The sequence below is a fragment of the Hyphomonas sp. genome (genome assembly GCF_016125515.1).
Classification (GTDB): domain Bacteria; phylum Pseudomonadota; class Alphaproteobacteria; order Caulobacterales; family Hyphomonadaceae; genus Hyphomonas.
The window spans coordinates 1-26853 of sequence record NZ_WGLO01000018.1; the positions used below are offsets into that span (position 1 = coordinate 1).

Annotated in this window: 23 protein-coding genes; 6 read left to right on the top strand and 17 right to left on the bottom strand. The window is 62.5% G+C overall.

The annotated features are described in order from the left end of the window. Positions 1-192: 192 nt before the first annotated feature. Entirely contained in the window at positions 193-1152 is a 960-nt protein-coding gene (locus tag GC148_RS13090) for an ABC transporter ATP-binding protein (protein WP_291071328.1), read from the top strand. Here the strand turns inward: GC148_RS13090 and trxA are convergent. The 6 genes from trxA to tsaE form a co-directional block, all read right to left on the bottom strand. After that, positions 1136-1456, bottom strand: coding sequence for a thioredoxin (trxA, locus tag GC148_RS13095; protein ID WP_291071329.1), 321 nt, complete (start codon positions 1454-1456; stop codon positions 1136-1138). The two genes, GC148_RS13090 and trxA, sit on opposite strands and share 17 nt — an antisense overlap. A 64-nt stretch (positions 1457-1520) precedes the next feature. After that, entirely contained in the window at positions 1521-5030 is a 3510-nt protein-coding gene (addA, locus tag GC148_RS13100) for a double-strand break repair helicase AddA (protein WP_291071331.1), read from the bottom strand. Then, a complete protein-coding gene (gene addB / locus GC148_RS13105) occupies positions 5023-8076 on the bottom strand; it encodes a double-strand break repair protein AddB (RefSeq protein WP_291071332.1) in 3054 nt (1017 codons plus the stop codon). The genes addA and addB overlap by 8 nt, the downstream gene beginning before the upstream one ends. After that, positions 8066-8791, bottom strand: a complete 726-nt coding sequence (locus GC148_RS13110; protein WP_291071334.1) for a nucleotidyltransferase family protein — start codon at positions 8789-8791, stop codon at positions 8066-8068. The genes addB and GC148_RS13110 overlap by 11 nt, the downstream gene beginning before the upstream one ends. Continuing rightward, on the bottom strand, positions 8788-9888 hold the full coding sequence (locus GC148_RS13115; protein WP_291071335.1) for a phosphotransferase: 1101 nt from the start codon (positions 9886-9888) through the stop codon (positions 8788-8790). The genes GC148_RS13110 and GC148_RS13115 overlap by 4 nt, the downstream gene beginning before the upstream one ends. Beyond that, positions 9872-10324 carry a tRNA (adenosine(37)-N6)-threonylcarbamoyltransferase complex ATPase subunit type 1 TsaE gene (gene tsaE, locus GC148_RS13120; RefSeq protein WP_366063876.1) on the bottom strand — a complete coding sequence of 151 codons (453 nt, stop codon included), beginning with the start codon at positions 10322-10324 and terminating at the stop codon, positions 9872-9874. Before tsaE ends, GC148_RS13115 begins: the two co-directional genes overlap by 17 nt. Positions 10325-10473: 149 nt before the next feature. On the opposite strand from tsaE, the gene GC148_RS13125 reads away from it, so the two are divergent. The 3 genes from GC148_RS13125 to GC148_RS13135 all read left to right on the top strand — a co-directional run bounded on the left by GC148_RS13125 (position 10474) and on the right by GC148_RS13135 (position 12974). Then, positions 10474-11718 carry an FAD-dependent oxidoreductase gene (locus GC148_RS13125; protein WP_291071338.1) on the top strand — a complete coding sequence of 415 codons (1245 nt, stop codon included), beginning with the start codon at positions 10474-10476 and terminating at the stop codon, positions 11716-11718. 17 nt (positions 11719-11735) lie between these two features. Continuing rightward, on the top strand, positions 11736-12056 hold the full coding sequence (locus GC148_RS13130) for a 2Fe-2S iron-sulfur cluster-binding protein (protein ID WP_291071340.1): 321 nt from the start codon (positions 11736-11738) through the stop codon (positions 12054-12056). A gap of 129 nt (positions 12057-12185) precedes the next feature. Next, a complete protein-coding gene (locus GC148_RS13135; RefSeq protein WP_291071342.1) occupies positions 12186-12974 on the top strand; it encodes a thioesterase family protein in 789 nt (262 codons plus the stop codon). Between the two features lie 2 nt (positions 12975-12976). Here GC148_RS13135 and GC148_RS13140 read toward each other — a convergent pair whose 3' ends face one another. The 8 genes from GC148_RS13140 to GC148_RS13175 form a co-directional block, all read right to left on the bottom strand. After that, positions 12977-13636, bottom strand: coding sequence for a phytanoyl-CoA dioxygenase family protein (locus tag GC148_RS13140; RefSeq protein ID WP_291071344.1), 660 nt, complete (start codon positions 13634-13636; stop codon positions 12977-12979). Positions 13637-13651: 15 nt separating this feature from the next. Further along, complete coding sequence (locus GC148_RS13145; protein ID WP_291071345.1) at positions 13652-14029, bottom strand: hypothetical protein; 378 nt, start codon at positions 14027-14029, stop codon at positions 13652-13654. An 83-nt stretch (positions 14030-14112) separates the two neighbouring features. Further along, positions 14113-14520: a F0F1 ATP synthase subunit epsilon gene (locus GC148_RS13150; protein ID WP_291071347.1), complete on the bottom strand. Its 408-nt coding sequence runs from the start codon at positions 14518-14520 to the stop codon at positions 14113-14115. Between the two features lie 27 nt (positions 14521-14547). Then, positions 14548-15972, bottom strand: coding sequence for a F0F1 ATP synthase subunit beta (atpD, locus tag GC148_RS13155; RefSeq protein WP_291071349.1), 1425 nt, complete (start codon positions 15970-15972; stop codon positions 14548-14550). 42 nt (positions 15973-16014) lie between these two features. Then, positions 16015-16893, bottom strand: coding sequence for a F0F1 ATP synthase subunit gamma (locus GC148_RS13160; protein WP_291071350.1), 879 nt, complete (start codon positions 16891-16893; stop codon positions 16015-16017). 39 nt (positions 16894-16932) lie between these two features. Then, positions 16933-18468, bottom strand: coding sequence for a F0F1 ATP synthase subunit alpha (atpA, locus tag GC148_RS13165; protein ID WP_291071352.1), 1536 nt, complete (start codon positions 18466-18468; stop codon positions 16933-16935). 8 nt (positions 18469-18476) lie between these two features. Beyond that, positions 18477-19022 (bottom strand): ATP synthase F1 subunit delta, encoded by a 546-nt coding sequence (gene atpH, locus GC148_RS13170; RefSeq protein WP_291071354.1) that lies wholly within the window; start codon positions 19020-19022, stop codon positions 18477-18479. 203 nt (positions 19023-19225) lie between these two features. After that, entirely contained in the window at positions 19226-21397 is a 2172-nt protein-coding gene (locus GC148_RS13175) for a primosomal protein N' (RefSeq protein ID WP_291071356.1), read from the bottom strand. A gap of 77 nt (positions 21398-21474) precedes the next feature. Between GC148_RS13175 and GC148_RS13180 the strand changes: the two genes are divergently transcribed. Next, positions 21475-22467, top strand: coding sequence for a MoxR family ATPase (locus GC148_RS13180; RefSeq protein WP_291071357.1), 993 nt, complete (start codon positions 21475-21477; stop codon positions 22465-22467). A gap of 15 nt (positions 22468-22482) precedes the next feature. Continuing rightward, positions 22483-23829: a VWA domain-containing protein gene (locus tag GC148_RS13185; protein WP_291071359.1), complete on the top strand. Its 1347-nt coding sequence runs from the start codon at positions 22483-22485 to the stop codon at positions 23827-23829. Positions 23830-23832: 3 nt separating this feature from the next. On the opposite strand, the gene GC148_RS13190 is transcribed toward GC148_RS13185, so the two are convergent. The 3 genes from GC148_RS13190 to GC148_RS13200 all read right to left on the bottom strand — a co-directional run bounded on the left by GC148_RS13190 (position 23833) and on the right by GC148_RS13200 (position 26832). Continuing rightward, positions 23833-24915, bottom strand: a complete 1083-nt coding sequence (locus GC148_RS13190) for a site-specific DNA-methyltransferase (RefSeq protein ID WP_291071361.1) — start codon at positions 24913-24915, stop codon at positions 23833-23835. Between the two features lie 114 nt (positions 24916-25029). Next, complete coding sequence (locus GC148_RS13195; RefSeq protein WP_291071363.1) at positions 25030-26163, bottom strand: PA0069 family radical SAM protein; 1134 nt, start codon at positions 26161-26163, stop codon at positions 25030-25032. A gap of 66 nt (positions 26164-26229) precedes the next feature. Continuing rightward, positions 26230-26832 carry a TIGR04282 family arsenosugar biosynthesis glycosyltransferase gene (locus GC148_RS13200; protein WP_291071365.1) on the bottom strand — a complete coding sequence of 201 codons (603 nt, stop codon included), beginning with the start codon at positions 26830-26832 and terminating at the stop codon, positions 26230-26232. Positions 26833-26853: the final 21 nt, after the last annotated feature.

Here is a 26853-nt window from a genome sequence, read left to right on the forward strand (position 1 = left end):
AAGACGAGGGCGATCAAACTCTAGTTCGGAGCGTAAGACCTCCTGCCTTGCGACGATCCGTCCCTCGCCGCCGTTCGGGAGCTGCAACTCCCGGCGGCGGTGCCAATATCTCCCAATCGGCTGGGAAAGTCATAAGACAAGTCTGGGCTGCCGCCTTGCAAGGCGTGCCGCAAGCCGTGACGAAAGGGCGCTATGCCAACTCCAAAATACGCCATCGAAGTCCGCGATTTGCGGAAAACCTATGCTGCGACTGGCAAAATGCCCGAAAAGCAGGCTCTCAGAGGTATCTCTCTGGAGATCCCGACAGGTTCGATATTCGGCCTCTTGGGACCAAACGGCGCAGGCAAATCCACCTTCATCAACATCCTCGCGGGAATGGTGAAGAAAACCTCCGGCACCGCCCGGATCTGGGACCTCGACATCGATGAGCACCCGCGTCAGAGCCGCGCGGCCATCGGTGTCGTGAACCAGGAGATCGTAGCAGACCCCTTTTTCACGCCCTTCGAGATGCTGGAGCTGATGGCCGGCTTCTACGGCGTGCCGAAATCGGAGCGCCGGTCTGTGGAAATCCTCGCAGCACTCGGACTCGACGACAAGAAAGACGCCTATGTGCGCCAGTTGTCAGGCGGCATGAAACGGCGCCTGATGGTGGCCAAGGCACTGGTCCATAATCCGCCCGTGCTGATCCTGGACGAGCCCACCGCCGGCGTCGACGTCGAACTGCGTCGCCTTCTCTGGGACTATGTCCGCGAGTTGCACGCCAAAGGCACGACCATCATTCTCACAACCCACTACCTCGAGGAGGCCGAGGAACTCTGCGACTCGATCGCCATTGTGAATCATGGCGAAATCGTCGCGTGCGAGCCCACGCCGAAGCTGTTGTCGCGCCTCGATTACAAGACGCTGATCATCGAGCCGCGCGAGCCTTTGACCGAAATTCCGGCAGAGCTGGCCATGCACGATGCCAAGCTGCGTCCCGACGGCACGCTGGCGATCACGTTCAAGACCGCGGAAACCGGAATCGGAAGGCTGCTCGAGAAAGCCCGCGCTGCCGGCATAAGTGTGGCAGACTTGTCCACCAAATCACCGGATCTCGAAGATGTGTTCCTGGCCCTGACGAGCGATCAGGCCAGCGTTACAGCGACTGGCTGATCCAGTTCGCCAGCGCTTGCCGGTTCATGGCACCATTGTGGGTCGCGGCAACCTTGCCCTGTTTGAACAGAAGCATGGTCGGAAGGCCGCGGACGCCGTATTTGGCGCCAACCAGCGGGAAGTCGTCAACGTTGAGCTTGACGATTTTGACCTTGCCGTCGAGTTCGCCGGCCACGGCTTCGATATGCGGCGCCATCTGCTTGCAGGGCCCGCACCATTCTGCCCAGAAATCAACGACTACCGGGACTTCAGACGCACCGAGCAGCGCGTCGAATTCATCATCGCTTACATCCATACCAGACATGATTCCGGCTCCTTTTTTGCAGCCCAAGACTGGGAGCTTGATAGATAGGCAGTCTACCGGCCTGTCAAATGGCTCTCAAGGCATTGTTGAGGGATTCTGACAGCATGGCTTCGGGTATCCGCATCATCCGGGGGCCGTCGGTCCAACATAGCACAGCGCCGACTTCGCGGCCCGGATAGGCCTCTGCCAGCACCGCCCAATAGGCTGCCATCTGGGCGACATAGGTCTCTGCCACATCTTCAACGCGGGCCGGAGCAGGCTGGTCGGTCTTGAAATCAACGACCAGAACCTGCTCAGGCGAGACCACCAGGCGGTCGACCCGTCCATTGATGATCATGCCCTCAGGCAATAGCTTCGATGTGCCAATGACGGCGGCCTCCGCCCTCCCCCCCGGCGCAAACAGCGCCGAAAGCGATACGTCGTTGAGAATGCCTTCTGCCGCCTGCAACATTTCGCGGCGCTGCGCCGCCGTCAGGTCTGAATCGCGCGCAAGAAATGTCTCACCGGCGGCTTTGCGCGCCTCGACGGGAAGTTCCGGCAAATACTGAAGAAGTGCGTGTATCAAACGCCCCCGCTTCAAGCGCGCTTCGCGCTTGGGATCGAAGGGGGCAACCACGCAGGTTTTTGGACCTAACAAACTCGTCGGCGCGGTCAGCCTGCGGGGCTCGGCTTCGGCTTCGGGAGCACGCCGCGCCCAATCCGGCAAAGTCGTTTGCACGGTCGCCGTTGACGGTCTTGCCTCTGTCGCAGGCACGTCTTCGCCATACCGGAGCACACCGTCTTCCTGCTCCGTGATCCCAAGCGCCTCCATCCCGTTCCGGCAAAGCGCATACCAGGACTCGTCATGATACCCCTTGGCACCTTCCGTCTCACCCCCGAACCAGTGGCCGGCAATCAGCAGTCGGTCTTGCGCACGGGTCAGTGCCACGTAGAGCAACCGGCGGTGCTCCTCACGGGCTTTGGCCTCGGCCATGAGCCGTGCACGCTCGGCAGGCTCAATGTCTGCATCCCTGCGCGGCGACCAGATCACGGCACCATCGCTCGACAGGATCGTCTCACTCGTCAACTTGGGCTTTGCGGTCGTATCCGGCAGAATCACGATCGGCGCTTGAAGCCCTTTCGCTCCGTGGACGGTCATCACCCGCACTTCACTACCGGCCTCTGCCAGATCGCGTTTGATCTCGACCGGGGCGGACTCCAATGCCGCGACGAACAATTGAAGGGACGACGGTCCGGAGGTGTCGTGCGACAGGGCGCGGGCAAGCAGCGCCTCAACCGGATCGCGCGCCGGCGTTCCGAGCCGTGCATTCAACTTTTCCCAACCGGTCGAGCCCGCCTCGTCCGGAAGGTCCAGCACAGCGGAAAGGAATTCAAAAGGCGGCAGCGCCGCACGCGCGAGCAATGCGGACAGGAAACTCCGGATACGCATTACTTCCGGAAGCGTGCTCGATTGGACCCGGGACCACAACGACTCCCCTTTTTCTCGCCCGACAGCCAGCGGAAACAGGAAGCGATTATCATCCACAAGGCCGCAGAACGGACCGCGCAGAATTTCCGCAAGCGTAAGATCGCGCGTCGGTAGCGCAGCGAACCGCATGAGATTAAGGCAATCCTGGACACCGATATAATCAGCCAACCGCAGCCGGTCCGCTCCTGCCACCGGAACGCCTTGGTTCTTCAAGGCATTGATCACGGCTTCAAACAAACCGCCGCGCCGTTCGCGCACCAGGACGAGCACATCACCAGGCCGTGCAGGCCGGCGCACGCCGCTCCGGTCCCAGACCGTCGTGCCGCCGGATACCATTTCCTTGATTGATCGCGCGACGCTTTGCGCCAGCTTGACCTTCGGCGACGTTGTCCGAAGCGCGTCGAGCGGGCGTTCCCAGGCATCGGTCTCCGGTTCAGGATCTTTGGGAACAATCGGCCAGAGCTCCACGAGACCTTGTTCATTCCAGCGCTTCGCCGTGTGCACGATCTTGTCGGCGGTCATCGGCCGCTGATCTGCAACCGGAACATCAATGACTGGCGCCTCGTTCCATACTGTATCGACGAAACTGAGGATTTCCGGACTGGAGCGGAACGACATCCGCATATCAGCCTGCGACGTGTTTGGGTCGCGCTTTGCAAGGTTCCGCGTCTCGTCCAGGAAGCGGGCCGGATCCGCACCCTGGAACGAGTAGATTGACTGCTTGTCGTCGCCCACCATGAAGATCGTCCGTGGATCCTGCAGGCGTTCGCGCCCCTCCCCGGAGGTAAACTCTTGCGTCAGGGCACCGATGAGCTCCCACTGGGCGGGGCTGGTGTCTTGCGCTTCGTCCAGCAGCACATGGCTGAGCCCGCCATCAAGCTTGTAGAGCACCCAGTTCGACAAACCTTCCGATGCCAGCAGATCGCGCGTGCGCTCGATCAAGTCGTCGAAATCAAGCGCGCCGCGCCGCGTCTTGCCTTCATCATAGGACGCTAACGCGGGCAGCCCGATTTTCAGCAGCGCTTCTGTTCGGGCAAACGCTTCGGCCCGCTTGAGCGCCTCGAGAAGCGTCTGTATCCGGACCGTCTCCCGGCCCGGACCATCTACAATGGCGAACAGATCCATCACCAGCGGCGCTGCATCCGTTGCGCCCTTGGTGAAGGGGTTCTTGGCGCGGGGTTGCCCCGTGGCCGTGAAGAAGACCGACTGATAGAGCTGCAGCGCTGAACGCGCATCCGTCTCGGCAAGGACATTAGCCAATGCATCCGCCAACTTCTGGTCTGTCGGCTTTCCAGCTGCCAGTGCGCCAATGACCGACTTGATTTCGGTGCGCGGAAAATCCGCCGTCATCGCGCGTTCCACAAGCGCGTCTACTGGCAGATCCGGCGGCGAGATCAACCGCTTCAGCGATGCCTGGATCTGGTCGAACGCGTCATCATGCTTAGTGGCAAAGGCCCGCAAAAAACTCGCCGAGCCGCGGAGCGAATCCAGCGCGCTGCTCGCCCCGTCGCGACCGGCTTCGCGCGAAATCAGGGCGAGTGCTTCCGGTTCCGTTTCGACGGCTTTCAGAATGGCTGCTTTGCGAGCCTGTTGCCAGATCTCCCGCGCATCCTCTTCCTCAAGTTCCACGAAACCCGGCGGCACACCCGCTTCCAGCGGAAACCGCCGCAGCACCCTTGCGCAGAAGGCATGGATCGTTTCGATCCTCAGACCGCCGGGCGTCTCAAGTGCGCGCGCGAACAGGGCCCGCGCCGCTTTGAGCTGGTCTTCCGTGTACGACGAGGCCTCGCGGCCTTCGAGCTTCGCCAATTGTTCGCGCAAGGGCGCATCTTCCATCACCGCCCAATTGCCAAGCGTATCGAACAGACGCGTAAGCATCTCGCTCGCCGCAGCTCGCGTGTAGGTGATGCAAAGGATCGAATCCGGGTCCGCGCCGGGTCGCCCGTCCGGCCGGCGCAACAGCAGACGCGCGACCCGATCTATCAAAACCTTGGTCTTGCCGCTGCCTGCGTTGGCCGTCGCAAAGGCCGACCGGTTGGGATTGGCTGCAAGCGCTTGCGCTTCGCTCGCTTGCGCCAGCGCATGAATATGGGCCGCGTCACTCATTGCCGCCTTCCCCCTCGGACGTGTCGCTCGTCCATTCGGCGCGGCGGGCAAGAAGATTGTAGCCGTAGTCATACTTCACGAACTGCACGCGCGGCGCGGACGTGAAGGCGGCATCCGGCTGCCGGTAGGCCTCAATCAATCGCTTGAGCCCCTCCTCCGCCTGCACAGCCATTTTCGCCGGCGTCAGTTCACCATCCTTGCCGCGGCCGATGGTGCGCGCTGCGGGCTTGGCTTTGAACTCAACGTATTCGAGCGCCGCCACCGGAGCAGCCCTCACCGTTTCAAATCCGCCCTTCGCGGCAATCAACGCCTGCAACGGCATCTGTTGATCGAACCCCGTGCGGATCATCCGGTCCGTCGGCGAACTCCCGGTCTTGAAATCCACGATCGTGATCTCTCCGGTCGCGCCGATCTCGATCCGGTCTGCCTGCGCCGACAACCTGAACGGCTCACCGGCGATCTCATACTCAAGTCTTCCGCTCGCTTCGTGAACCACACCGCCCGACACATCGCGGGCGCCGTGCCAGCCGAGAAACCACTTCGACACATCGTCCCAGATTGCCTTTCGGCTCTGCCAGTCCGTCTGCGCCTCCCCGGCCTTGGCAAGCTCTTCTTCAAGCAGGTTAAGCAGTGCCGCTTCCGTCTTCGGAGAATGCTCCGTATCGAAACGTTCCAGCGCCTTGTGGATCGCCGTACCCCTGAGGTTGGGTTGCATCGGCGTGTTCATCGGATCCAGTACACTCAATCCAAGCGCGTCTTCAGCCCATATCGAGTAAGGATCGCGCTGCAGCCGGTCCACGCGTGTGACTGAAAGTTTCGCAGGCCAGCCTGGCGGACGTGACACCGGCTTCGGCTCTGCCGAGAACTCCGGCGCCTGCCGGCCGATCCCTTCTGCCTGGATCAAACGCACCCAGTCCGGCAGGTCAGCACAGCCGCCTTTCAGTGCTTCATCCGCCGCGACCAGCAACGCGCCCTGCGTCAACGTCCGCAGCCGCCAGACCCAGCGCGAAGCGACGGCCGGCGCATCATCCCGCCGCGCGGCATACAGCATCGCCACCCTCGGCGCACAGGCTAGCTGTGCGAAGTCGTGGGCGGAAAGGCCAAGCCGCTCGTCCGGGTCACTCAGGCCCAGAACAGGACGGAACCGACGTGGCAGGAACGCATCCGGCGGCGTCTTCTCCGGCCAGACGCCTTCATTCAGGCCCGCCAGCACAACAAGATCGGCCGACTGAAGACGCGCTTCGAGCGGGCCCCAGATGCTCAGTCGCGGATGCTCGCGCTCGCCCATGCTGATGTTGAGGTTGGCGCACTCTGTTTCGATCAGTTCCGCCAGATCGCGAGGTGACATTTCGCCGAGGAACTCTCCCAGTTCTCCGACCCGCTCCAGCAGGCGGGACGCGCCCGCGCCGTCCTCGCCTGCCCACGGAAGCGGTGTCTCGCTGATGGCCCCTGCCAGCGAAGCAATGCGCTGAGCGCCGTCGTCCGCTCGAATGCCCTCGACGCCGGACAGATCGCCGCCGGCCGACGACACAAGCGCTGAAAGTTCCCGCACGAACGTTGCAGCCTGAGACATGTCTGCGTCCGTGAACGACCTGTAGCGCTCGTCCTTTCGGGCCTCGATCAAGCTCGCGAGGTCTTCCAGCGTCTGCCACCGGCGCGCACCGCGCAAAAAATGAAGGTCCAACAGGTCTCCGGACACCCGATATCGAACAAAAGGATGCTTCAGAACGGCAGAGAGCGAAACCGGATCGGCCGGATCAACCGCCCAACGGGCACAAAGTGCGATCAAGCTTCCCGCGGGCGTGCGCCCGAGCGGCTGGCCGGCCGAAGGCGGCACCGAGATGCCCCAACGCTCCAACAGCGCCCCTACCCGCCGCGCCAATCCCGCATCGGGCGTCACCAGCGCGCCCGTCGCCTTTGGCTTCTCAAGAACACCTCTGAGCAACAGCGCCGCAGCTTCGGCCTCTGCTGCTTCGTTGGGCAGCTCCACGACCGAAAGGCCGGTCATAGCCTCTTGTGCGAACGCATCGGGCTTGAGCCCCGCCCCGGCCGACAGTTCCTCCAGCGTTTCACGCCAATCGGCGGTGTCGTCCGCAGGCGCCAGCGCTTCATAGACCAGTTGGCGCCGCGAAGCGGATTGCTGGCCGCGACCAGGCCATTCTGCTACGGACGCGAGCTCAATCTCCAACATTTGCAGCGTACGGACCAACGCGTGCTGGGGATGGCTCGGCGCCACGCGGACGGCGTCCATCGCCTTCGCGGTCAGTCCGGTATCCAGACCCGGGAACACAACCAGCCCTTTGGGAAGATCCAACGCCGCGCGCATGAGGCTACGCCCCGAGGGTGTTGCACCGGTGGATCCAGCGATGATCACAGGTGCTGAGGGTGGCTTGGCGCGCCATGCCGTCACCAGCGCGCTCGCAGCCACGCGGCGGCGCTCGTAAGGGTCGGCGGCATTGTTCTGCGCCAGCCATTGCGGCCAGGCTTCTGTGATGATGCCAAGGAAGCGCGTCGAATTGATCCAGTGCACGGCAAGATCGGAGTCTTTGACGAGGGTCTGAAGCTGCGTCCAATCCACCGCATCGTCGCCCATCGTCGATTGCTCGAGTAGCCGCGAGAGCTCCCTCGCGGCAGCCAGCGCAGAATTAGGCGGTAAAGTGAGCCCGTATTCTGCGCGGTAGAAAGCAGTTACCAGCTGCGCCAGCGCGCCTTGGCGTTTTGCCGGCGACAAGGCTGGCGGAAGCGACGCAATCGCTGCTTCGCTGACAGGCGGTGGTTCATCTGTCTCCAGATCACCCAGGGTCCGTATGTCGGGCGGCAGGAGCGTCCCAACGCCGCCGAGCGTGTCGAACAGGGCCAGCGTCAACGCGCGCGCAGAGCGCCTGTTCGGCACGTAGATCAGCGCGTCGGCCAATGCGTCCGGCTTGTGTTTCAGATCGAAGGCTTCAGCCAAGACCCGGGCAAGCGATCCGAGGAAATCCGTACCCGGCGGAATGGTCCAGACTTTCCGGGCGCCTTCTGCGAATGGCCGAAGCTCATCCGCCATGGCAGGCGACCCACATCTCGGCGTCGGCGAGCGCCTTGGGGTCACCGACATGCAGCCAGAAGCGATCCAGCTTGTGGCCGGCCAGCCGGCCTTGGGGAATGAGACTGTCCCAGACCTTGAGCGCCGAGAATCGCTCGACCGGGAGATTGTCGTAAAGTTGGGGCTTCATGATCCGGACGCCAGCATAGGCCCAAGGCGCTGAGGCCGCCTGGCCGCGCCGTTCCAGCCTGTCTGCGTCTTTCAGGAAAAAGTCGCCTGCTCCGTCAAAGCCAAGCGCCCGTTCGGTATCGGCCAGCAACAGGCGCTCGTCCTCCCCGTCCGGATCAAACGCCGCCGCCAGATCCAGAAACGGAGCCGGGGATTCCGGTCCCCAGAAGGCGTCGGTATTCATCACAAAGATTGGGTCCTCGCCCAGCAAGGGTCGGGCCTTGGCCAGTGCTCCGCCGGTTTCCAGCACTTCGCCGCGCTCATCCGAAATGATCACATCAATTCCGGATCGCGATGCGAGATGCGTTTCGACCTGATCGGCGAGATAGTGGACATTGACGACAATTCTTTTGACGCCGGCTTCTGCCAGTGGATCCAGCAGGCGGTCGATCAACGCCTTCCCGCGCACCTTGAGCAAGGGCTTTGGCGTAGCATCCGTCAGCGGACGCATCCGTGTGCCAAGCCCGGCAGCCAGGACCATGGCCGTATGCGGAACATCGACGCTCATACCTTACCTTCGAACACAAACGGGGTTGTTTCACGCACGAACGCCGCCATGCCGCCCAGCGCCGGATGCGACAGGTTCCGGGCCAGCAATTGAAGCTGTCGCGGTTGGAAATCAGCATAGCGCCGTTTGCCATCCCTGTGTTGCAGGCGTGAGAAGACGCCGGCGATCCGCAGCGCATTGAGCGCGCCAATGACAGCAAGCCGCTCGTCAAACTCGGTACGCCCCTGCCCGGTCAGGTCGAGGAACCTCCCGATCGCGGCTTCAGCCGCTTCGTTTGAAACGTTGCGGCGGGCATCCTGGGTCAGCATCGCAAGATCCCACGCATCCCACCCCAGCACGGCATCCTGGAAATCAAGCAGGCCGACCTCACCGTCCGGCAGCCAGAGCAGGTTCTCGGCGTGATAGTCGCGCAGCGTGAAGGCGCGCGGAAACGCCATCGCTTGCGCAATGAGCCCGTCGCGTTCGGCTTCCCAGCGCGCGCGCGCCGCCCCATCGAGCGGGCCCTGTCCTATTTCGGCCGGTAGCCAGTCTGCATAGAGATCAGCATTGGCCGCCAGGGCCACATTGTCGAATTCGAGGATCGGCCAGACGATCCCGTCTTTGGACAAGGACTTCGGCACAGGCGCCGCATGCAGTTTCGCAAGCCGCTCGGCTGCCGCGATGTAGAGGGGTGTTTCTTGCGCCTCTCCGCGTTCGATCAGGCGCGCGAATTCGCGGCTGTCTCCGAAGTCTTCGATCAGGGCAAGGCCCGCTACCGGATCAAACCGGAGCACGTTCGGCGCCTTCAAACCGAGGCTGCGCAAGTGGTCCGAGATCAGCGCGAAGGCTTCCACGCGCGAGGCGGCCAGCCGGGTCATGGCATTCCAGCCCATTTTCAGTCGTGTCGCCGCATTGGCATCAGGAGGGCACGGATCGCTTTCGACCCGGGGCGCATCCATCAGCAAAGCAGTCTGCCCATCCGCGCGGAACAAGCGGATATAGCGCCGGGTGGAGGCGTCCTGGCCCAGCGGTTGCCGGCGCGCCTGGCCCCATCCGTCTCCGGCAGAAGCCAGAAAGGCATCGATCACTTCAGTCCGCGGATCAGACAACGAGCTCATCCACTCGTTCCTGCCAGCCTTCGCCTCGGGGTTCCAGTCTTGCCCGGCGGCCTTCCCCAGAGATTTCAAGGAACACATCCAACCGTGACGAAGGCAGCAAACTGCCCGCCCGGTCCGGCCACTCGATCAGGGCGACGCCGTTCTGCGTCTCGTCCCAGCCGAGCTCATGCACGTCGCCGGGCTCATCGAGCCTGTAGAGATCAAAGTGCCAGAGCGGAAAGCCAGGACCTTCATAGACCTGCACCAGCGTATAGGTCGGGCTCGGCACCTCAGTTTCCGGTCCGTTCAACGCCTGGATCAGCCCCCTGGCCAACGTCGTCTTGCCCGTACCGAGATCACCGTGCAGCGCAACCACGTCGCCACGCCTCAGCCGCGCGGCAAGGCGCGCGCCCAGGTCGCGGGTGTCGGTGTCAGAAGCCAATTCAAGAATCTGCATGGGAACGCGTACACTAGCTTTCTGCAGCGTTGACGCAACGCGGGGAAACCTGTGACGGTGTGCCCCGATTGCGCTTGGTTGCAGGGTTGGGCACAAACGCATAAAAGCAAAAGTGACGCACCCGTCACGAAATGCAGGAAGGGGCCGGATTGTCTACGCAGCAGACGAAAGACATCGTGGTTGTCGGCGCTGGCCAAGCGGCTGCGCAGGCCGCCCAGTCCCTTCGCGCGGGCGGGTATTCGGGGTCTTTGACCATCGTTGGTGACGAATCTGCGCTGCCTTACCAGCGCCCGCCGCTGTCCAAAGCCTACATGAAAGGCGAATTCGACGAGGAGCGGCTCTATTTCAAACCCGCAGCCTGGTACAAGGACCAGAAGATCGAGGTTCTGCTGGGAACGCAGGCGACCGGAATTGACCGGGCAGCGCGACGGGTCCTGCTGGGGCATGGCGGCCACCTGCCTTATGACGCCCTGATCATCGCCACGGGTTCGCGGCCCCGGCCCATGCCGACCCCGGGCGCGGACCTCGAAGGTGTCCACGACTTGCGCACCTTGGCCGATGTGGAGCGCATGCGGCCCCAAATGGTCGCTGGACGGCGCATTGTGATCATCGGCGCGGGCTATATTGGCCTCGAAGCGGCCGCCGTTGCCCGCCAGATGGATCTCGAAGTGACCGTCATCGAAATGGCGCCGCGCGTCCTGGCACGCGTCACCAGCCCCGCAATCAGCGAGTTTTACACCGCCGAGCACCGCCGGCAGGGCGTGACCATCCTGACCAGCACGTTGGTGTCGAAACTCGAAGGCAGCGCAGGCAAAGTGAGCGCCGCAGTGCTGGCGGACGGCACGCGGATTCCGGCTGACATGGTGCTGGCGGGCATCGGCATCCTGCCCAACGAAGAACTCGCGCGCGACGCGGGCATTGCCTGCTCGAATGGGATCCTTGTGGACCGGGACGCGCGCACATCAGATCCGCTAGTGTTCGCGGCCGGTGACTGTGCCAGCCGGCCTCTGGTTCATTACGGGCGCACAGGCCGCCTCGAAAGCGTCCACAACGCCATCGAACAGGGAAAGCTCGCAGCGGCCGCGATCCTCGGTCAACCCCGCCCAGCCGAAGACTGCCCCTGGTTCTGGTCGGACCAGTATGATCTCAAACTGCAGATCGCCGGGCTCAGCCAGGACTATGACACGCTCGTGGTCCGCGGAGATCCGGCCGCACGCAAATTTGCGGTATTCTACCTGCGCAACGGCACCCTGATCGCGGTTGACGCCGTGAACAGCCCGCCAGAATTCCTGGCTTCGAAAAAACTCATCATGTCAGGGGCAAAGCTTGCGCCGGACGTGCTTAGCGATACATCAACCCCCATGAAGGATATAGCGGCCCAAGCAGCCGCCTGAAGGAGACGGAAAACAAGATGGCAAAGATCACCTATGTGGCCCACGACGGCACCGAACGCACGGTCGAGGCAAAGAACGGCATGTCCGTCATGGAAGTCGCCGTAAACAACTCGATTCCCGGCATCGATGCCGATTGCGGCGGCGCCTGCGCTTGCGCCACGTGCCATGTCTATGTCGACGAAGCCTTCCTGGCCAAAACGGGCGAGCAGCAGGAGATGGAAAAATCGATGCTCGACTTCGCCGAGAACGTACAGGCCAACTCGCGCCTGTCTTGCCAGATCAAGGTCACGGATGAACTCGACGGGCTGCGAGTGACCACGCCGGAAAGCCAGCACTGAAGGCCCATTGCCGTCAAATGTATCCACGCCCCGGTTGCGAGACCGGGGCGTTTTCATGTGACGCAGGGTAATGACTTGGTTCCTTTCCGGAACCGTGTACGACGCATACTCCCCTCCCAGGAGCCAGCCATGGATTATTCAGACCTCATCGCTTCGGGCGTGGACGCAGCTGACCTTTCGCGCGCCACGACGATTCCGGAAACCTGGAAGCAGGGTCGCACCGCCTATGGCGGGCTGACCGCCGCGCTCTGCCTTCAGGCCGCTACGCCGCTCGCCGGAGGGCTTCCGGTGCGAGCGGTGCAGGTCGGCTTCGTCGGACCTGTGAACGGCACGGTGAACTGCACGCCGGTATTGCTCCGCCAGGGCAAGAACACTGTGTTCGTCCATGTCCGCATGTCCGGCGATGAGGGAATCCTGGCCGATGCGATCATCACGTTCGGCGCGGCCCGAGCGTCTGCACTGGACTTTGGCCATCTGCCGCCGCCCGACGTGCCACCTCCCGAGCAGGCCACCAACTATTTCAAGACCGACCGCCCCGGCCCTGCCTTTGCGGCTCATTTCCAGATGCTGCTCGCGGGCGGCTATCCACCCATGAGCGGTGCGCCAGCGGGCGACGTCTCGATCTGGATGCGACACCGAGATCCGAAGACGCCGAGCGATGCGATTGCCCTGCTCGCCCTAGGCGATGCGCCGCCACCTGCCGCCATGTCCCTTTTCACGCAGCCCGCCCGGATCAGCTCGATGACCTGGATGGCGGAATTCCTGACCGAGACCTTCGAAACCGAAGACCGCTGGTTCCTCGCCCGCCATGTCGCGCAAACCGCACGCTACGGCTATTCCAGCCAAGCAATGACCATGTGGAACAGCAAGCGCGAGCCAGTCATGGTTGGTCGCCAGACCATCGCCGTTTTCGGCTGAAATCAGCCGCCGGACAAACGGCGCTTTACCGCCCGCAACGCGCTTGTCAGTTGACCGAGTCCCGAACGGCGCGGAGAGGTCCAGCTGGGGAGCACCGGATCGGGATCAAACCATTTCGACCGGTAGCAATACGCGCCATTCTCAAACACGCCAATTGGCCGGCCAAGGTCATCGAGGTTGCGCATCCAATCCGGCAGGGCCCGTTCGGCGGTGTAGTGCGTGACATAGCTCTTTCGCGTGAGCGCCGGGTTGTTCACGGCCGTGCCCTCGTGCGGCAGGTTTCCATGCCAGAGCAGCCCGTCACCGCGCTTGGGGCAAAACACCTGGCGCTCGATCCCGAGGCTCGAAATCCGCTCCCTGAGATAGCGTGAAAATTCAGCCGGCGACCGCTTTGCCTGTTCACGCTGGACGATCGCGCCGCCGCCCCAATCAAAGAAACCTGATCTGTCAACTTTGTGCGCCCCCGGATAATAGCCGAGCGGTCCGAAATCCGGATGAACGTCTTCCAGCGGGATCCACGAAGCCGCCAGATAGCTCAAAGGAGATTGCTGGCGAACGTAGGGATAATCGATGTGAATAAGCTGCTCGCTGCCACGCCAGAACGTCAGCGACTGACAAACGGAAGCGGGGTTGCGGAACACATGACCGAGGAAGCCCGTCATATGCGGCGTTAGACGCTACTTGGCCGCATGACTTGAGAAGCAGTGCATGTGATTGAGCTTCACGCCGGTCAGATCGTCCGGGAACCCATCGAGATCACTGCTGATCAGGTGCTTGCCGCGCACTTCGATAACGATCCGGTATTGTTCGAAGTCGCGCATCGGCACAGCGATGTCGTCGAAGTATCCCTCGATATCGGCGTCCGAGACCGCCTTCTCGAATATGACAAAGCCATTTTGCTGCCAGCTCTTCAGCTTGGCCGACAGGTCGTAGGCGGCGGGCTGCTTCAGGGGCGCGACATAGGCGTCGACATCGGCGCCCGGATGGTCGGTCCACGGCCGGTCATGCATCCAGCTGGCGGAATCAATGTCTTGCGGGATTTCCTTCGCGCCCATGATCCTGACCGGTGCTGACTGTCACAGGCCCAATCTTAGCAGCATTCGCCGCAAGATGAACCTGGGCGGCTTCCAGCTCAGGATCAGTTGGCCAGCGCGCCGCGGAGGCCTTCGAGGTAGGCGATGTGCTCCTGCAGCGTGAACTGCTTGGTGTCGTCCTTGTCGAGCGCCAGCAGCTTCAGCCGCGTGGCTTCGATCTCGGCATCGACGTCGTCTGCCTTGATGTCGTTCAGGTTGCGAGCCTCTTCGGCAAGGATCGTGAGCCCGGCCGACGTGACGTCCGCGAAGCCGCCACGCACGAAGATGCGCATCTTGACCGTGTCGCCTTCCAGCACGCGGACGACGCCATTCTTCAACGTCGTCATGAAAGGCGCGTGATGGGCGAGCACGCCGAACTCTCCGTCCGTGCCCGGAGCGATCACGTGATCGACCTCACCAGAGAAAAGTTCTCTGGCGGGCGATACGAGTGAAAAGTGCAGTTTGTCGGCCACGGTCGGTTATCCTTGCCTTCAGTCAGATCAGGCGTCTGCCATCATCTTGGCAGCTTTGGCTTTCGCTTCGTCGATGTTGCCGACCATGTAGAAAGCCGGCTCCGGCAGGTGGTCGAACTCGCCGCTGATCAGGCCCTTGAAGCCCTTGATCGTGTCTTCGAGCTTCACCTGCACGCCCGGCGAACCGGTGAAAACCTGCGCCACGTCGAACGGTTGGGACAGGAAGCGCTCAACCTTGCGGGCACGGGCCACGGTCAGTTTGTCTTCTTCAGACAGTTCGTCCATGCCGAGGATAGCGATGATGTCCTGAAGTTCTTTGTACTTCTGCAGGATCGACTGCACGCCGCGGGCGACGTTGTAGTGATCTTCGCCGACGACCATCGGGTCGAGGATGCGCGACGTGGAGTCGAGCGGGTCCACGGCCGGGTAGATGCCCTTTTCTGCGATGGAGCGCGAAAGCACCGTGGTCGCGTCAAGGTGAGCGAACGAGGTGGCCGGCGCGGGGTCGGTCAAGTCGTCAGCCGGAACGTACACGGCCTGCACCGAGGTGATCGACCCCTTGTTGGTCGAGGTGATGCGTTCCTGCAGCGCGCCCATGTCGGTCGCAAGCGTGGGCTGGTAGCCCACGGCCGAAGGAATACGGCCGAGAAGCGCGGACACTTCCGAACCGGCCTGGGTGAAGCGGAAGATGTTGTCCACGAAGAACAGCACGTCCTTGCCTTCCACGTCGCGGAAGTACTCGGCCTGGGCAAGGCCGGTGAGAGCGACGCGGGCACGGGCGCCCGGCGGCTCGTTCATCTGGCCGTAAACCAGCGACATGCGGCTTTCGCCTTCGAGGTTGATAACCTTCGATTCGATCATCTCGTGGTAGAGGTCGTTACCTTCGCGCGTACGCTCACCCACGCCGGCGAACACCGAGTAGCCGCCGAAGAGTTTCGCGATGTTGTTCACGAGTTCCATGATCAGAACGGTCTTGCCCACACCGGCGCCGCCGAACAGGCCGATCTTGCCGCCTTTGGCGTAGGGACAGAGAAGGTCGATAACCTTGATGCCCGTGACCAGCACTTCCGATTCCGTGGCCTGATCAACAAAGTCCGGAGCCGGCGCGTGGATCGGGCGCAGAAGTTCCCGGCTGACCGGCCCGCGCTCGTCGATCGGCTCGCCGATGACGTTCATGATGCGGCCGAGCGTCGAGGGACCCACCGGGACCATGATCGGCTGACCAAGGTCAGCAACCGCCTGGCCACGAACCAGACCTTCGGTCGAGTCCATCGCGATCGTGCGGACCGTGCTCTCCCCGAGGTGCTGAGCCACTTCGAGCACGAGGCGCGAACCGTTGTTCTCGGTTTCGAGCGCGTTGAGGATCGCGGGAAGTTCGCCATCGAACTCGACGTCGACAACGGCGCCGATCACCTGGGACACGCGGCCTTTTGCGTTTGCGGAAATGCTCATCTTGATCGTCTCCTCGGGAGATGAAGTCTTGTTGGTTTGAGTCTAGAGGGCTTCGGCACCGGAGATGATCTCGATCAGCTCCTTGGTAATCTGTGCCTGGCGAGCCCGGTTGTACTTGAGGTTAAGGGCCTTGATCAGGTCCTTGGCATTACGTGTCGCGTTGTCCATGGCGGTCATGCGGCTGGCTTGTTCGCCGGCCGAGCTTTCCAGCATCGCGGACAGGATCTGCGTGTTGATATAGCGCGGAAGCAGCGCTTCGAGGAGCGCGCCTTCGTCCGGCTCGTAAGTGTAGATCGCGCAGCCCAGATCGATGACGGGCGCGCCCTCGGGGGCCTTCGCCGGGATCAGCTGCTGGGCCGTCGGCACCTGGCTGAGCACGTTCTTGAACTGCGAGTAGATCAGCGTGGCGACATCAAACTCGCCGGCGTCATAGCCCTTGGTCAGCATGTGACCAACGGCAATGGCAGACTCGGAAAAGTCATTGCCTTTGATGTCCGACAGGTTGACGTGCGAGGTGAACAGGTTCGCATGGTCTCGCGACAGTTGCTCGCGGCCCTTCTTGCCGATGGTCATGACCTTCACGGTCTTGCCTTCGGCGATCAGGGACTGGATCTTCTGGCGCGCCAGTTTCACCACATAGGCGTTGAAGCCGCCAGCCAAACCACGCTCGGCGGTCATCACGACGACGAGGTGCACATCCGACTTGCCGGTACCGGCCAGCAGCTTCGGACCGCTGCCACCTGCCGAGCTGGCAAGGTTTGCAAGCACCGCCGCCATCCGCTCCGCATAGGGACGCGCGGCCGTGGCCGCATCCTGCGCGCGCTTCAGCTTGGCCGCCGCAACGAGTTGCATGGCCTTCGTGATCTTCTGCGTGGATTTCACGCTTGCGATCCGGTTCTTCAGATCCTTAAGGCTGGGCATGTCTGGCCTTTTTTGTCCTTAGGGCGCGCGCAACAGCGCTCAAGCGAACTTCGAGGTGAACGCTTCGAGAGCCGATTTGATCTCGGCCTCGATCTCGTCCGTGAGCTCTTTCTTCTCGCGAAGCTTCGCGAGCAGCTCTTTCTTCGAACCGCGCATGTGGGCGAGCAGTTCTTTTTCGTAGCGGACGACATCCTTGAGTTCGACCTTGTCGAGATAGCCGCGCGTACCGGCGTAGATCACGACCACCTGCTCTTCCATCAGCAGCGGCGAGTATTGCGGCTGTTTCAGGAGTTCCGTCAGGCGGGCGCCGCGGTTCAGCAGGCGCTGGGTTGCGGCATCGAGGTCGGAACCGAACTTCGCGAAGGCAGCCATCTCGCGGTACTGGGCGAGTTCGCCCTTCATCGAGCCGGCCACTTTCTTCATGGCTTTCGTCTGGGCGGCCGAGCCGACGCGCGACACGGACAGACCCACGTTCACAGCCGGGCGGATACCCTGGTAGAAGAGGTCGGTTTCAAGGAAGATCTGGCCGTCGGTGATCGAGATCACGTTGGTCGGGATGTAGGCCGACACGTCGTTGGCCTGGGTTTCAATGATCGGCAGCGCCGTCAGCGAGCCCGAGCCATTGTCCGAGTTCAGCTTCGCCGCACGCTCGAGGAGGCGCGAGTGGAGGTAGAACACGTCGCCCGGGTAGGCTTCGCGACCCGGCGGACGGCGCAGCAGCAGCGACATCTGACGGTAAGCGACGGCCTGCTTCGACAGGTCGTCATAGATGATGAGCGCGTGCATGCCGTTGTCACGGAACCACTCGCCCATGGTGCAGCCGGTGAACGGTGCGAGGTACTGCATCGGAGCAGGCTCCGACGCGGTCGACGACACGACGATCGTGTAATCGAGGGCGCCGCGCTCTTCGAGAACCTTGACCACCTGGGCCACGGTCGAGCGCTTCTGGCCGATGGCCACGTAGACGCAGAACAGCTTGTCCTTGTCAGATTTCGCCGCGTCGTTGATCGGCTTCTGGTTCAGGATGGTGTCGATGCAGATCGCGGTCTTGCCGGTCTGACGGTCACCAATGATCAGCTCGCGCTGGCCGCGGCCGACCGGGATCATGCCGTCGATGGCCTTGAGGCCCGTCATCATCGGCTCGTGCACCGATTTGCGCGGGATGATGCCCGGGGCTTTCACGTCCACGCGCTGACGGCTTGCAACGTCTTTCAGGGGGCCCTTGCCGTCGATCGGCTCGCCCAGCGGGTTGACGACGCGGCCCAGCAGGCCCTTGCCGACTGGGGCAGCAACGATCTCGCCGGCGCGCTTGACGGTCGCGCCTTCCTTGATGCCGCGGTCGTCGCCGAAGATCACGACGCCGACGTTGTCGTTTTCGAGGTTGAGGGCCATGCCTTTGAGGCCGCCTTCGAACTCCACGAGCTCACCGGCCTGGACGCTGTCGAGACCGTAAACGCGGGCGATACCGTCGCCGACCGAAAGCACCTGGCCAACGTCCGACACTTCGGCTTCAACGCCGAAATTGTCGATCTGGGACTTCAGGATGCCCGAAATTTCTGCGGGTGAAATATCCATCGAGCTACTCATGCTCCCTTCATGGCGGTGTTCATGCGATTCAGTTTGGCGGCAACGCTGGCATCCACGAGCTTGGAGCCGATACGCAGCTGGATGCCGGCGATCAGCGAGGCGTCAACCTCGCTGGAAAGTTCAACTTCGCCCCCGACCATTTTGGCCAGAAGCGATTCAATGCGGGACCGTTCGGCGCCGCTCATTTCCTTTGCCGTACGCACAACGGCGCGCTGGATGCCGCGCTGCTTGAGGTAAAGCTGGTCGAAGGCGGCTTCCGCACCAAGAATATCTTTCGCGCGGCCATTGGTGGCCATCACGCCGAGGAATTTGGAGAAGATAGGCGAATAACCCGCTTTCTTGGCCACTGCGCCCAGCGCGCCGACCTTTTCCTCGCGGCTGAAAGCCGGGGAGTCGAGCAGCGTGGTCAGGTCTTTCGAGGTACGCACGCTTTCGGCAAACGCGCGGAAATCCGCATAAACTGCGGCCAAGGCGCCTTTTTCCTGCGCCAGTTCGAACAGAGCGGTTGCATACCGCTGTGCTGCTTCACTCGTCTGCGTCACGCTCGATGCCGGCAAGGTCGCTATCCGTCATGGTTAAGGGGCAGAAATGCCCTGAAAATCCCAGTCGCAGGCCTTCGCAAATCATGCGCGCCCGCGACGATGAGCGGCGCTTAACACCAGAAAAGTGCCCTGACAACATGGGCGCCATGCCTGACGCTGCGGCGAAATGACAAACTCGCGACACATGTCAAAAACCCGAGTGTTTACAGGAACGAATACGGATCGATGTCGACCGATAAACGCACCTGCGAGGGCACTTTGAGCCGCGCTGACCATGCCGCCATATAGGCGGAAAGATCGACATTTCGCGGACTTTTCACAAGGAATCGCCTGCGATGACGCCCGCGAAGCACCGCAATCGGGGCCGGCGCGGGGCCAAACAACTCGATTCCTTCGGCGTTCGGGGCCTGTTCGGCCAGCAGAAGCGCAAAGCTGTCGACCAGCTCGGCCGAAGGCGCTGACAGGATCAGCGCGGCCAACCGGCCAAAGGGCGGTAGGCCCAATTCGGCGCGCACTTCACGCTCGATGGCGAGGTAGCCGTCACGGTCATTGGCCGCCAAGGCCTGCATGGCCGGATTGTCGGGGGCATAGGTCTGCACATAGGCACGACCTGGCCGCTCCGCCCGCCCGGCCCGGCCGGCCACCTGGCTCAACAGCTGATAGGTCCGCTCCCCTGCCCTAAGGTCGCCGCCCTTAAGGCCGCTGTCGGCATCCACGACCCCGACTAGCGTGAGATTGGGAAAATTGTGACCCTTGGCGACGATTTGGGTGCCAATCAGAACGTCGATCTCCCCCGCAGCCATCCGCTCCACGATGCTCCGGGTTGCATCCGCGCCCTGCGCTGTATCGGACGAAAAGATCTCGATCCGCGCGTCCGGGAGCAGCACGCGCACCTCTTCTGCGACCCGTTCGACCCCTGGTCCGACCCCGATCAGCGAATCGGCGGCCCCGCATTTTGGGCAAACGGCCGGCTTCGGGATCGAATAGCCCGTCAGGTGACAGACCAACCGGCCGGAATAGCGATGCTCGGTCAGCCAATTTTCAGTGCCAGGAGACTTCAGGCGCTCACCGCAGGCTTTGCAGATCACCAGCGGCGCATAGCCCCTGCGGTTCAGAAAAAGGAGAGACTGTTCGCCCGCCGCAAGCCGCTCGGTCATGGCGTGCTCAAGCACCGGGGACAGCCACTTTCCTTTCCCAGGCGGAGCTTTGCGCAGATCAACCAATTCGATTTCCGGAAGCTGGGCCGTTCCGGGGCGGGCGGCGAGCCGCAGCCGGGCATACCTGCCGGCTTCCGCATTCACGACGGTCTCAAGCGCTGGAGTGGCAGAGGCCAGCACCACGGCGCCATCTTCTAATTTAGCCCGCATCACGGCGAGGTCGCGCGCATGATAGGTGACACCGTCTTCCTGCTTGAAGCTCGGGTCATGTTCTTCATCGACGATGATGAGCTTCAATTTCCGGTATGGCAGAAACAACGCCGAGCGCGCGCCGATCACGATCCGGGCCCGGCCGTGCAGCACTTCGCGCATGGTGCGGCGGCGTTCCTTGGGGTTCAGACCGGAATGCCAGGGCGCGGGCGCCGCGCCGAAGCGCCGCTCGAAGCGCGACAGGATCGCTTGGGTCAACGCAATTTCCGGCAACAAGACCAGGATCTGGGCCTCGGGGTCAGCGCGAAGTACTTCAGCAATCGCCTCGAAATAAACTTCGGTCTTTCCTGAGCCGGTCACGCCATCCAGAAGGAAGGACGAAAACCCGCCCTCACGAAGGCCGGCCCGCAGCGCTTCAGCGGCTTCGGCCTGTTCGCCCGTCAACACCTCGCCGGGTCGCTCAGGATCGGGCTCAGCGAAGGGTAGATCGGTCGGCTCCTCGATCTCTTCAAGCGCGCCCGTGACCACAAGGCCTTTGACCACGCTCGACGAAACGCCGGCTGCGGCGGCGAGCTCACTCGCGGTTGCCAGTCCAAGGATGCGGGCCTGTTCCAGCACCCGGGCTCGGGCATCTGTCACCCGGCCGGAGATTTCGAAGCCTGTCAGCCGATAGCGCACCTCCACCGGCGAAGGCAGCAAGGCCTCTCGCGCCCGCAGCGCCATGCCCAGCACCGTTCCCGGATGGCTGACCGTATACTTGGCCGTCCAGCTGAGGAATTCCCGCATGGCCTCGGACATGGGCGGCACATCGTAGACCGCCGAGACCGGCTTCAGTTTGCGGTTGGACCCGACCCGGTCGGGCAACACTTCAACCACCATGCCGAGCCGGTCATACGGGCCAACCGGCGCGGCCACATAACTGCCGGGCACGACGTCCATCCCGTCGGGCACCGTGTAATCGAACGGTTCCGGCAGGGGCAAAGTGAAGAGAATCCGGGCAACGGGCATGTTCCTCCCCTCCTAGCCGCGCCCTATCCCCGCGTCACGCCTTGCCTCTCAGCCGGGTGCGCCCTACCCCTCGTTCCATGGCAAAAGACAAGACCACCGGCTACGAGCCAATGACCTCGATCGAGGCGATCTCCGCAGGGCTCGGCACCGCGGGCTACATCTCGACAACCCAGATATCGACGGCTGTGTTCCTGGCCCACGGCCTGCGCAAACCGATCCTGATCGAAGGCCCCGCCGGCGTCGGCAAGACGGATCTGGCCGCCTCGCTGTCAAAGTGGATGAACCTGCCGCTGATCCGCCTGCAGTGCTACGAAGGCCTCGATGAGGGCAAGGCGCTTTACGAATGGAAGTATGGCAAGCAGCTACTCTATACGCAGATTCTGAAAGAGAAGCTCAGCGAGCTTCTGGGTGATGCGAAGACATTGAACGACTCCCTCGGCAAGCTGTCCGGGTTCGAGGACCTGTTCTTCTCGCCGCAATTCCTCGAAGCGCGCCCCCTGCTGAACGCCATGCAGCAGAAGAAGGGCTCGGTCCTCCTGATCGATGAGATCGACAAGTCGGATGAAGCTTTCGAAGCTTTCCTGCTCGAAGTCCTGTCCGACTATCAGGTCTCGGTGCCGGAGATCGGCACCATCAAGGCGGACGTGCCGCCGCTGGTGATCCTGACCTCCAACAACGTTCGCGAACTCGGCGATGCCCTGAAGCGCCGCTGCCTTCACCTGCACATCGGCTTCCCCGACCATGAACGCGAGCAGCGCATCGTGCGAGCGCGTGTCGAGGGCATTTCCGATACGCTCCTGAACCAGCTCGTGCGTTTTGTGCAGTCCGTTCGCGAAACGGATATCAAGAAACGGCCGTCCATCGCCGAAACAGTGGACTGGGCCCGCACATTGCTCTTGCTGCATGCAAGCACGCTGGACGAAGTCTTCGTGCGCGACACGCTGAACGTTCTTCTGAAGCATGAAAGCGACATCGCCGCGATCGCGCCCACCATTCCAAAAATGGTGCGCGAAGCGACCGGGCCGGATGCCCGGGGACGCCTCGCCTCAGGCTATCCGGACATGGGCTGATCCCGGCGCGGCGGCATGGAAAAGCAGATCTCCAACTTCATCCGCGCACTGAGATCGGCCGATGTCCGTGTCTCGACGGGTGAAGCGCTGGATGCGGCCAGAACGCTGGCCATGATCGGCTATGATGATCGTGCGTTAATGAAGGATTCGCTCGCCTGTGTGCTGGCCAAATCCGAGGCTGAAAAATCGATCCACGACCGGCTGTTCGATCTCTACTTCTCATCTGCACCGGCGGCGGCAACATCCGCCAGCGCGACGTCTGAAAGTGAAAGCGACAGCAATGAAAGCCCGGCCGACGCCGCAGAGCGACTGTCCTCCCTGACGGAAGCGGGCAATGAGGCAGAGCTTGCCAGCGCCGTGGAACGCGCAGCAGAAGCTGCGGGCCTCAACGACATCCGCTTCTCGACTCAGGTTGCCTACTTTGCGCAATCGATGCTCAAGGCGATGGGCGGCGAAGCTCTGCAAACCCGGCTGCTGGAAGCGCTGCAAGGGCGGACGCCGGACGCCGACGCTGAAGCCCAACGCCTGATCGATGTGCGACGTGCTCTGACGAAAGCCACGCGCGAACGGGCTGAGCGCGGGTTCGATATCTTCGGGGCGGCTGAAACCGAGCGTTTCCGCGATGACGTCGCCGCGACCAAGCGCCTATCCGCCATCGAAGCCAGCGACATGGCGAGGATGAAGCAGCTCGTCGCAAAAGTCGCCAAGAAGTTGGCCGTGAAACACTCCCGCCGCCGCAAACGCACCCAGCGCGGTATGCTGGACGTGCGCCGCACGATGCGCGCCAATGCCGGCTTTGACGGCGTGCCGTTCAATGTCGTCTGGCGGCAGAAGAAAAAGGACCGGCCGAAAATCCTCGTCATCTGCGACGTTTCCGGATCGGTGGCCGCCTATGTGCGTTTCCTGTTGTTGCTGCTGTTCTCGATGAAGGAAGCAATTCCGGACCTGTCCGCCTTTGCGTTTTCCTATCGTCTGAAATGCGTGGACGATATTCTGGAAACCCACGAATTCGATGCCGCCATCAAGAAGATCCTGCGCGAGATCGGCCTCGGCTCGACGAGCTATGGCCAAGCCTTCTCAGACTTCAAGATGGACCACGAGAACAAAATTGACCGGCGTACGACCATCATCATCCTCGGCGACGGGCGTTCAAACTATGGCGATCCGCGTCTGGACCTGTTCCGCGATTTTGCAGGCCGGGCCAAGCGTATCATTTGGCTCAACCCCGAAGGCCGCGCCCTGTGGGGAACAGGCGACAGCGTCATTCCACGCTACGAACCCTTCTGTGCACAGATGAGTCACGTCGCGACGCTGAAAGATCTGGAGCGGGCGGTCGACGAAGTGCTAACCGCGTATGACTGACGCCTAGTTCAGCCCCATCTCGTCGCGGTAACGCCGGCGCAGCAGATCGATCGGCGCAAGGTCACGCTTGTCGGTCTCATAATGCCAGTAGGTCCATCCATTACAGGCCGGGGCCTGCTGGACATGCGCGCCGAGGCGGTGAATCGAGCCGGTGATCGCTCCTGTAGTCAGCGAACCATCGACACGGATACGCGCCTGGTGGCGACGCTGCGGGCTGAACAAGCGGTCACCAGGCTTCAACCAGCCGGTCTCGATCAGCGCGCCGAATGGCACTCGGGTCAGGGACTTCTTGCTACGTTCGGTCTCGAGCATATCCTCATCCAGGGGCTGGATGGATTTGAGGCGCGCGCGGGAAACGCGCACATAGCCTTCATCCCGCTCGAGACCGATGAAGTTGCGGCCCAGGCGCTTGGCGGCTGCCGCTGTGGTGCCGGTACCGGAGAAGGGGTCGAGCACGAGATCGCCGGGATTGGTCGTCGCCAGCAACACCCTGTGCAACAGCGATTCCGGCTTTTGCGTCGGGTGGGCCTTTCGGCCGGTTTCATCCTTGAGACGCTCCGAGCCCGTGCAGAGCGGGATCAGCCAGTCGGACCGCATCTGCTTGTCTTCGTTGAAGGCCTTCAGCGCGTCATAGTTGAACGTAACGCGGGACTCGCGCGACTTGCCGGCCCAGATCAGGGTCTCGTGCGCGTTCTGGAACCTGGTGCCCTTGAAGTTCGGCATCGGATTTGTCTTCAGCCAGATGACGTCATTCTGGATCCAGAAGCCCTGATCCTGAAGCACCGTGCCGACCCGGAAGATGTTGTGATAGGAACCGATGACCCAGATAGCGCCATCATCCTTGAGGACACGGCGGCACTCTTCCAGCCATTGGTGCGTGAACAGATCATATTCGTCGAAGCTGCCGAACTTGTCCCAAGCATCATCCACACCGTCGACGACCGATTGGTCCGGACGGGTCAAACCGCCACCCAGCTGGAGGTTGTACGGCGGATCGGCAAACACGAGATCCACCGACTTGTCGGGAATCCGCGACAGGAGTTCGATACAGTCACCTTGCGCGATCGTGTTTTTCTGAATGGTCATTCCGGGAGCCCCGCTAAATCTACGTGCCCTGGAATCTCTGGGTTGCTCCGGTTACTGCGCGTTTAAGAAAAGCCTACCGAATGGTTACTCCGCGCCTCCTGTGCGCCGTCTCCATCACAGGCCCAGCAGGAATTGCCCGTCGGGCGTTACCAGCGGCCGGAAGAGGTCCGTGCGCAGCTCGGGCCGGCGCCCGCTGAGACCGTTGCGCGCCGCCGCCTTCTGAAAACGTTGCGAAATAAGGTTCGCCATCGGCCCGCGTCCCCGCCCTCGCTCGAACCAGCGCGGATCATAATCCTTGCCACCGCGCATCTCGCGGATGAGGTTCACCACCCGCGCCGCCCGGTCCGGAACGTGCTGGACCAGCCACTCGTGGAACAGATCTTTTATTTCATACGGCAGTCGCAGCACGACATAACCCGCGCCAGTGGCTCCATGTGCCGCCGACGCCTCCAGCAGCGCTTCGATCTCGTGATCGTTCAGTCCCGGAATGATCGGCGCCGTCATGACCGAAACGGGAATGCCGGCCTGCGACAGCGCCCGCACGGTTTCCAGCCGGCGCTCCGGCGTTGCCGCGCGCGGCTCCATCTTGCGCGCGAGCTTCCGGTCCAGCGTCGTGATCGACACACCAACCCGCGCAATGCCCTTTTCCGCCATCGGCGCCAGCAGATCGATGTCGCGCTGGATCAGTGCAGACTTGGTGAGCAGGCTGACCGGATGGTTATGATCCGACAGGATCTGCAGGAGCCGGCGCGTCAGGCGTTGTTCGCGCTCGACCGGCTGATAGGCGTCCGTGTTGATGCCGAGCGCCACCGGCTTCGGGATATAGGCGGGCCGCGACAACTCCTTCACGAGCAGTTCCGGCGCATTCGATTTCTGGAAAAGCCGGCTTTCAAAATCGAGCCCCGCCGAGAGCCCCGACCAGGCATGCGTGGGCCGCGCGAAGCAATAGATGCATCCGTGCTCGCAGCCGCGATACGGGTTGATCGACCGGTCGAAATGGATGTCTGGCGAATTGTTGAACGTGATGATCGTCTTCGCCGTATCCTCCATCAGGAGGGTTTCGAGCGGCGCGGCGTCGTCCTCAATCGTGCTCCAGCCATCATCGAACGGATCGCGGGTGTGGCGTTCATACCGCCCGGTCTGGTTCGACACAGCGCCGCGACCACGATGCTCGAACCGCTCACCCACCTCACCGGTCTCGATCAGGGTGACACGTCCGATTGGTTTCAGTTTCTGTCCGGTCCTCATAGCCGGTATGAGAGCCACAAGAAAAAGAACAAAGCAAGAACTTTTGGCGCGAATGTTCTGGGGAATTCAGCGCAGGCGGCGGCGCCAGTCTTCCCAATCCTGGGCCTCGTCGATGTCGATCAAGGTTTCAAGCAGACCGATACGGGCAGTAGGCGGCAATCGGCTCCACACATCCTCCATGGCATGCGGTCCGGACCATCGCACACCGTCAAACGGCGCCGGCGTGCCGGCCCGCTTGTGGAGTCCGAACAGCCAGAAACCGCCATCCCGCGCCGGTCCGAATACCGCGTCCCGCCTCCACAGAAGGCCCGCCGCCTGCCGGATCCGGCCGGGCGTGATGTCCGGCACATCTGCACCAATGAACATGACCGGTCCGCGCGGCGCTTCGTGCAAGGCCCGGCTCAGCCGGTCTGTCAGGTCGCCGCCGCCTTGCGGAAAAAGGTCCGCGCCTTTGAAGGCCGCCGCTGCGCCGGCACGCCGCGCCACAGCATCGGGCGCCACATAGATCCGCACCCGGCAGCCGCTCGCCTGCGCGGCCCTGAGTGTGCGCCCCAATGTAAAGACAGCCACCCGGCGGGCGGCGGCCTTCCCCAGCCCTGACGCCAGCCGGGTTTTCGACAGGCCGATCTGCGGCGGCTTGGCAAAGACGATGAGGGTCGCAGGACGCATGCGCAAGAGGCCTTGGATTTG

Bases quoted from the DNA above. Each gene is read 5' to 3' on its own strand.
- GC148_RS13130 (WP_291071340.1), top strand. From the start codon at position 11,736: ATGGCAAAGATCACCTATGTGGCCCACGACGGCACCGAACGCACGGTC.
- GC148_RS13145 (WP_291071345.1), bottom strand. From the start codon at position 14,029: ATGGGCGCGAAGGAAATCCCGCAAGACATTGATTCCGCCAGCTGGATG.
- atpD (WP_291071349.1), bottom strand. From the start codon at position 15,972: ATGAGCATTTCCGCAAACGCAAAAGGCCGCGTGTCCCAGGTGATCGGC.
- GC148_RS13090 (WP_291071328.1), top strand. From the start codon at position 193: ATGCCAACTCCAAAATACGCCATCGAAGTCCGCGATTTGCGGAAAACC.
- GC148_RS13190 (WP_291071361.1), bottom strand. From the start codon at position 24,915: ATGACCATTCAGAAAAACACGATCGCGCAAGGTGACTGTATCGAACTC.
- addB (WP_291071332.1), bottom strand. From the start codon at position 8,076: ATGGCGGATGAGCTTCGGCCATTCGCAGAAGGCGCCCGGAAAGTCTGG.
- GC148_RS13180 (WP_291071357.1), top strand. From the start codon at position 21,475: ATGGCAAAAGACAAGACCACCGGCTACGAGCCAATGACCTCGATCGAG.
- GC148_RS13115 (WP_291071335.1), bottom strand. From the start codon at position 9,888: ATGAGCTCGTTGTCTGATCCGCGGACTGAAGTGATCGATGCCTTTCTG.
- tsaE (WP_366063876.1), bottom strand. From the start codon at position 10,324: ATGCAGATTCTTGAATTGGCTTCTGACACCGACACCCGCGACCTGGGC.
- GC148_RS13200 (WP_291071365.1), bottom strand. From the start codon at position 26,832: ATGCGTCCTGCGACCCTCATCGTCTTTGCCAAGCCGCCGCAGATCGGC.
- GC148_RS13175 (WP_291071356.1), bottom strand. From the start codon at position 21,397: ATGCCCGTTGCCCGGATTCTCTTCACTTTGCCCCTGCCGGAACCGTTC.
- GC148_RS13110 (WP_291071334.1), bottom strand. From the start codon at position 8,791: ATGAGCGTCGATGTTCCGCATACGGCCATGGTCCTGGCTGCCGGGCTT.
- GC148_RS13185 (WP_291071359.1), top strand. From the start codon at position 22,483: ATGGAAAAGCAGATCTCCAACTTCATCCGCGCACTGAGATCGGCCGAT.
- trxA (WP_291071329.1), bottom strand. From the start codon at position 1,456: ATGTCTGGTATGGATGTAAGCGATGATGAATTCGACGCGCTGCTCGGT.
- addA (WP_291071331.1), bottom strand. From the start codon at position 5,030: ATGAGTGACGCGGCCCATATTCATGCGCTGGCGCAAGCGAGCGAAGCG.
- GC148_RS13140 (WP_291071344.1), bottom strand. From the start codon at position 13,636: ATGACGGGCTTCCTCGGTCATGTGTTCCGCAACCCCGCTTCCGTTTGT.
- GC148_RS13195 (WP_291071363.1), bottom strand. From the start codon at position 26,163: ATGAGGACCGGACAGAAACTGAAACCAATCGGACGTGTCACCCTGATC.
- GC148_RS13160 (WP_291071350.1), bottom strand. From the start codon at position 16,893: ATGCCCAGCCTTAAGGATCTGAAGAACCGGATCGCAAGCGTGAAATCC.
- GC148_RS13135 (WP_291071342.1), top strand. From the start codon at position 12,186: ATGGATTATTCAGACCTCATCGCTTCGGGCGTGGACGCAGCTGACCTT.
- atpA (WP_291071352.1), bottom strand. From the start codon at position 18,468: ATGGATATTTCACCCGCAGAAATTTCGGGCATCCTGAAGTCCCAGATC.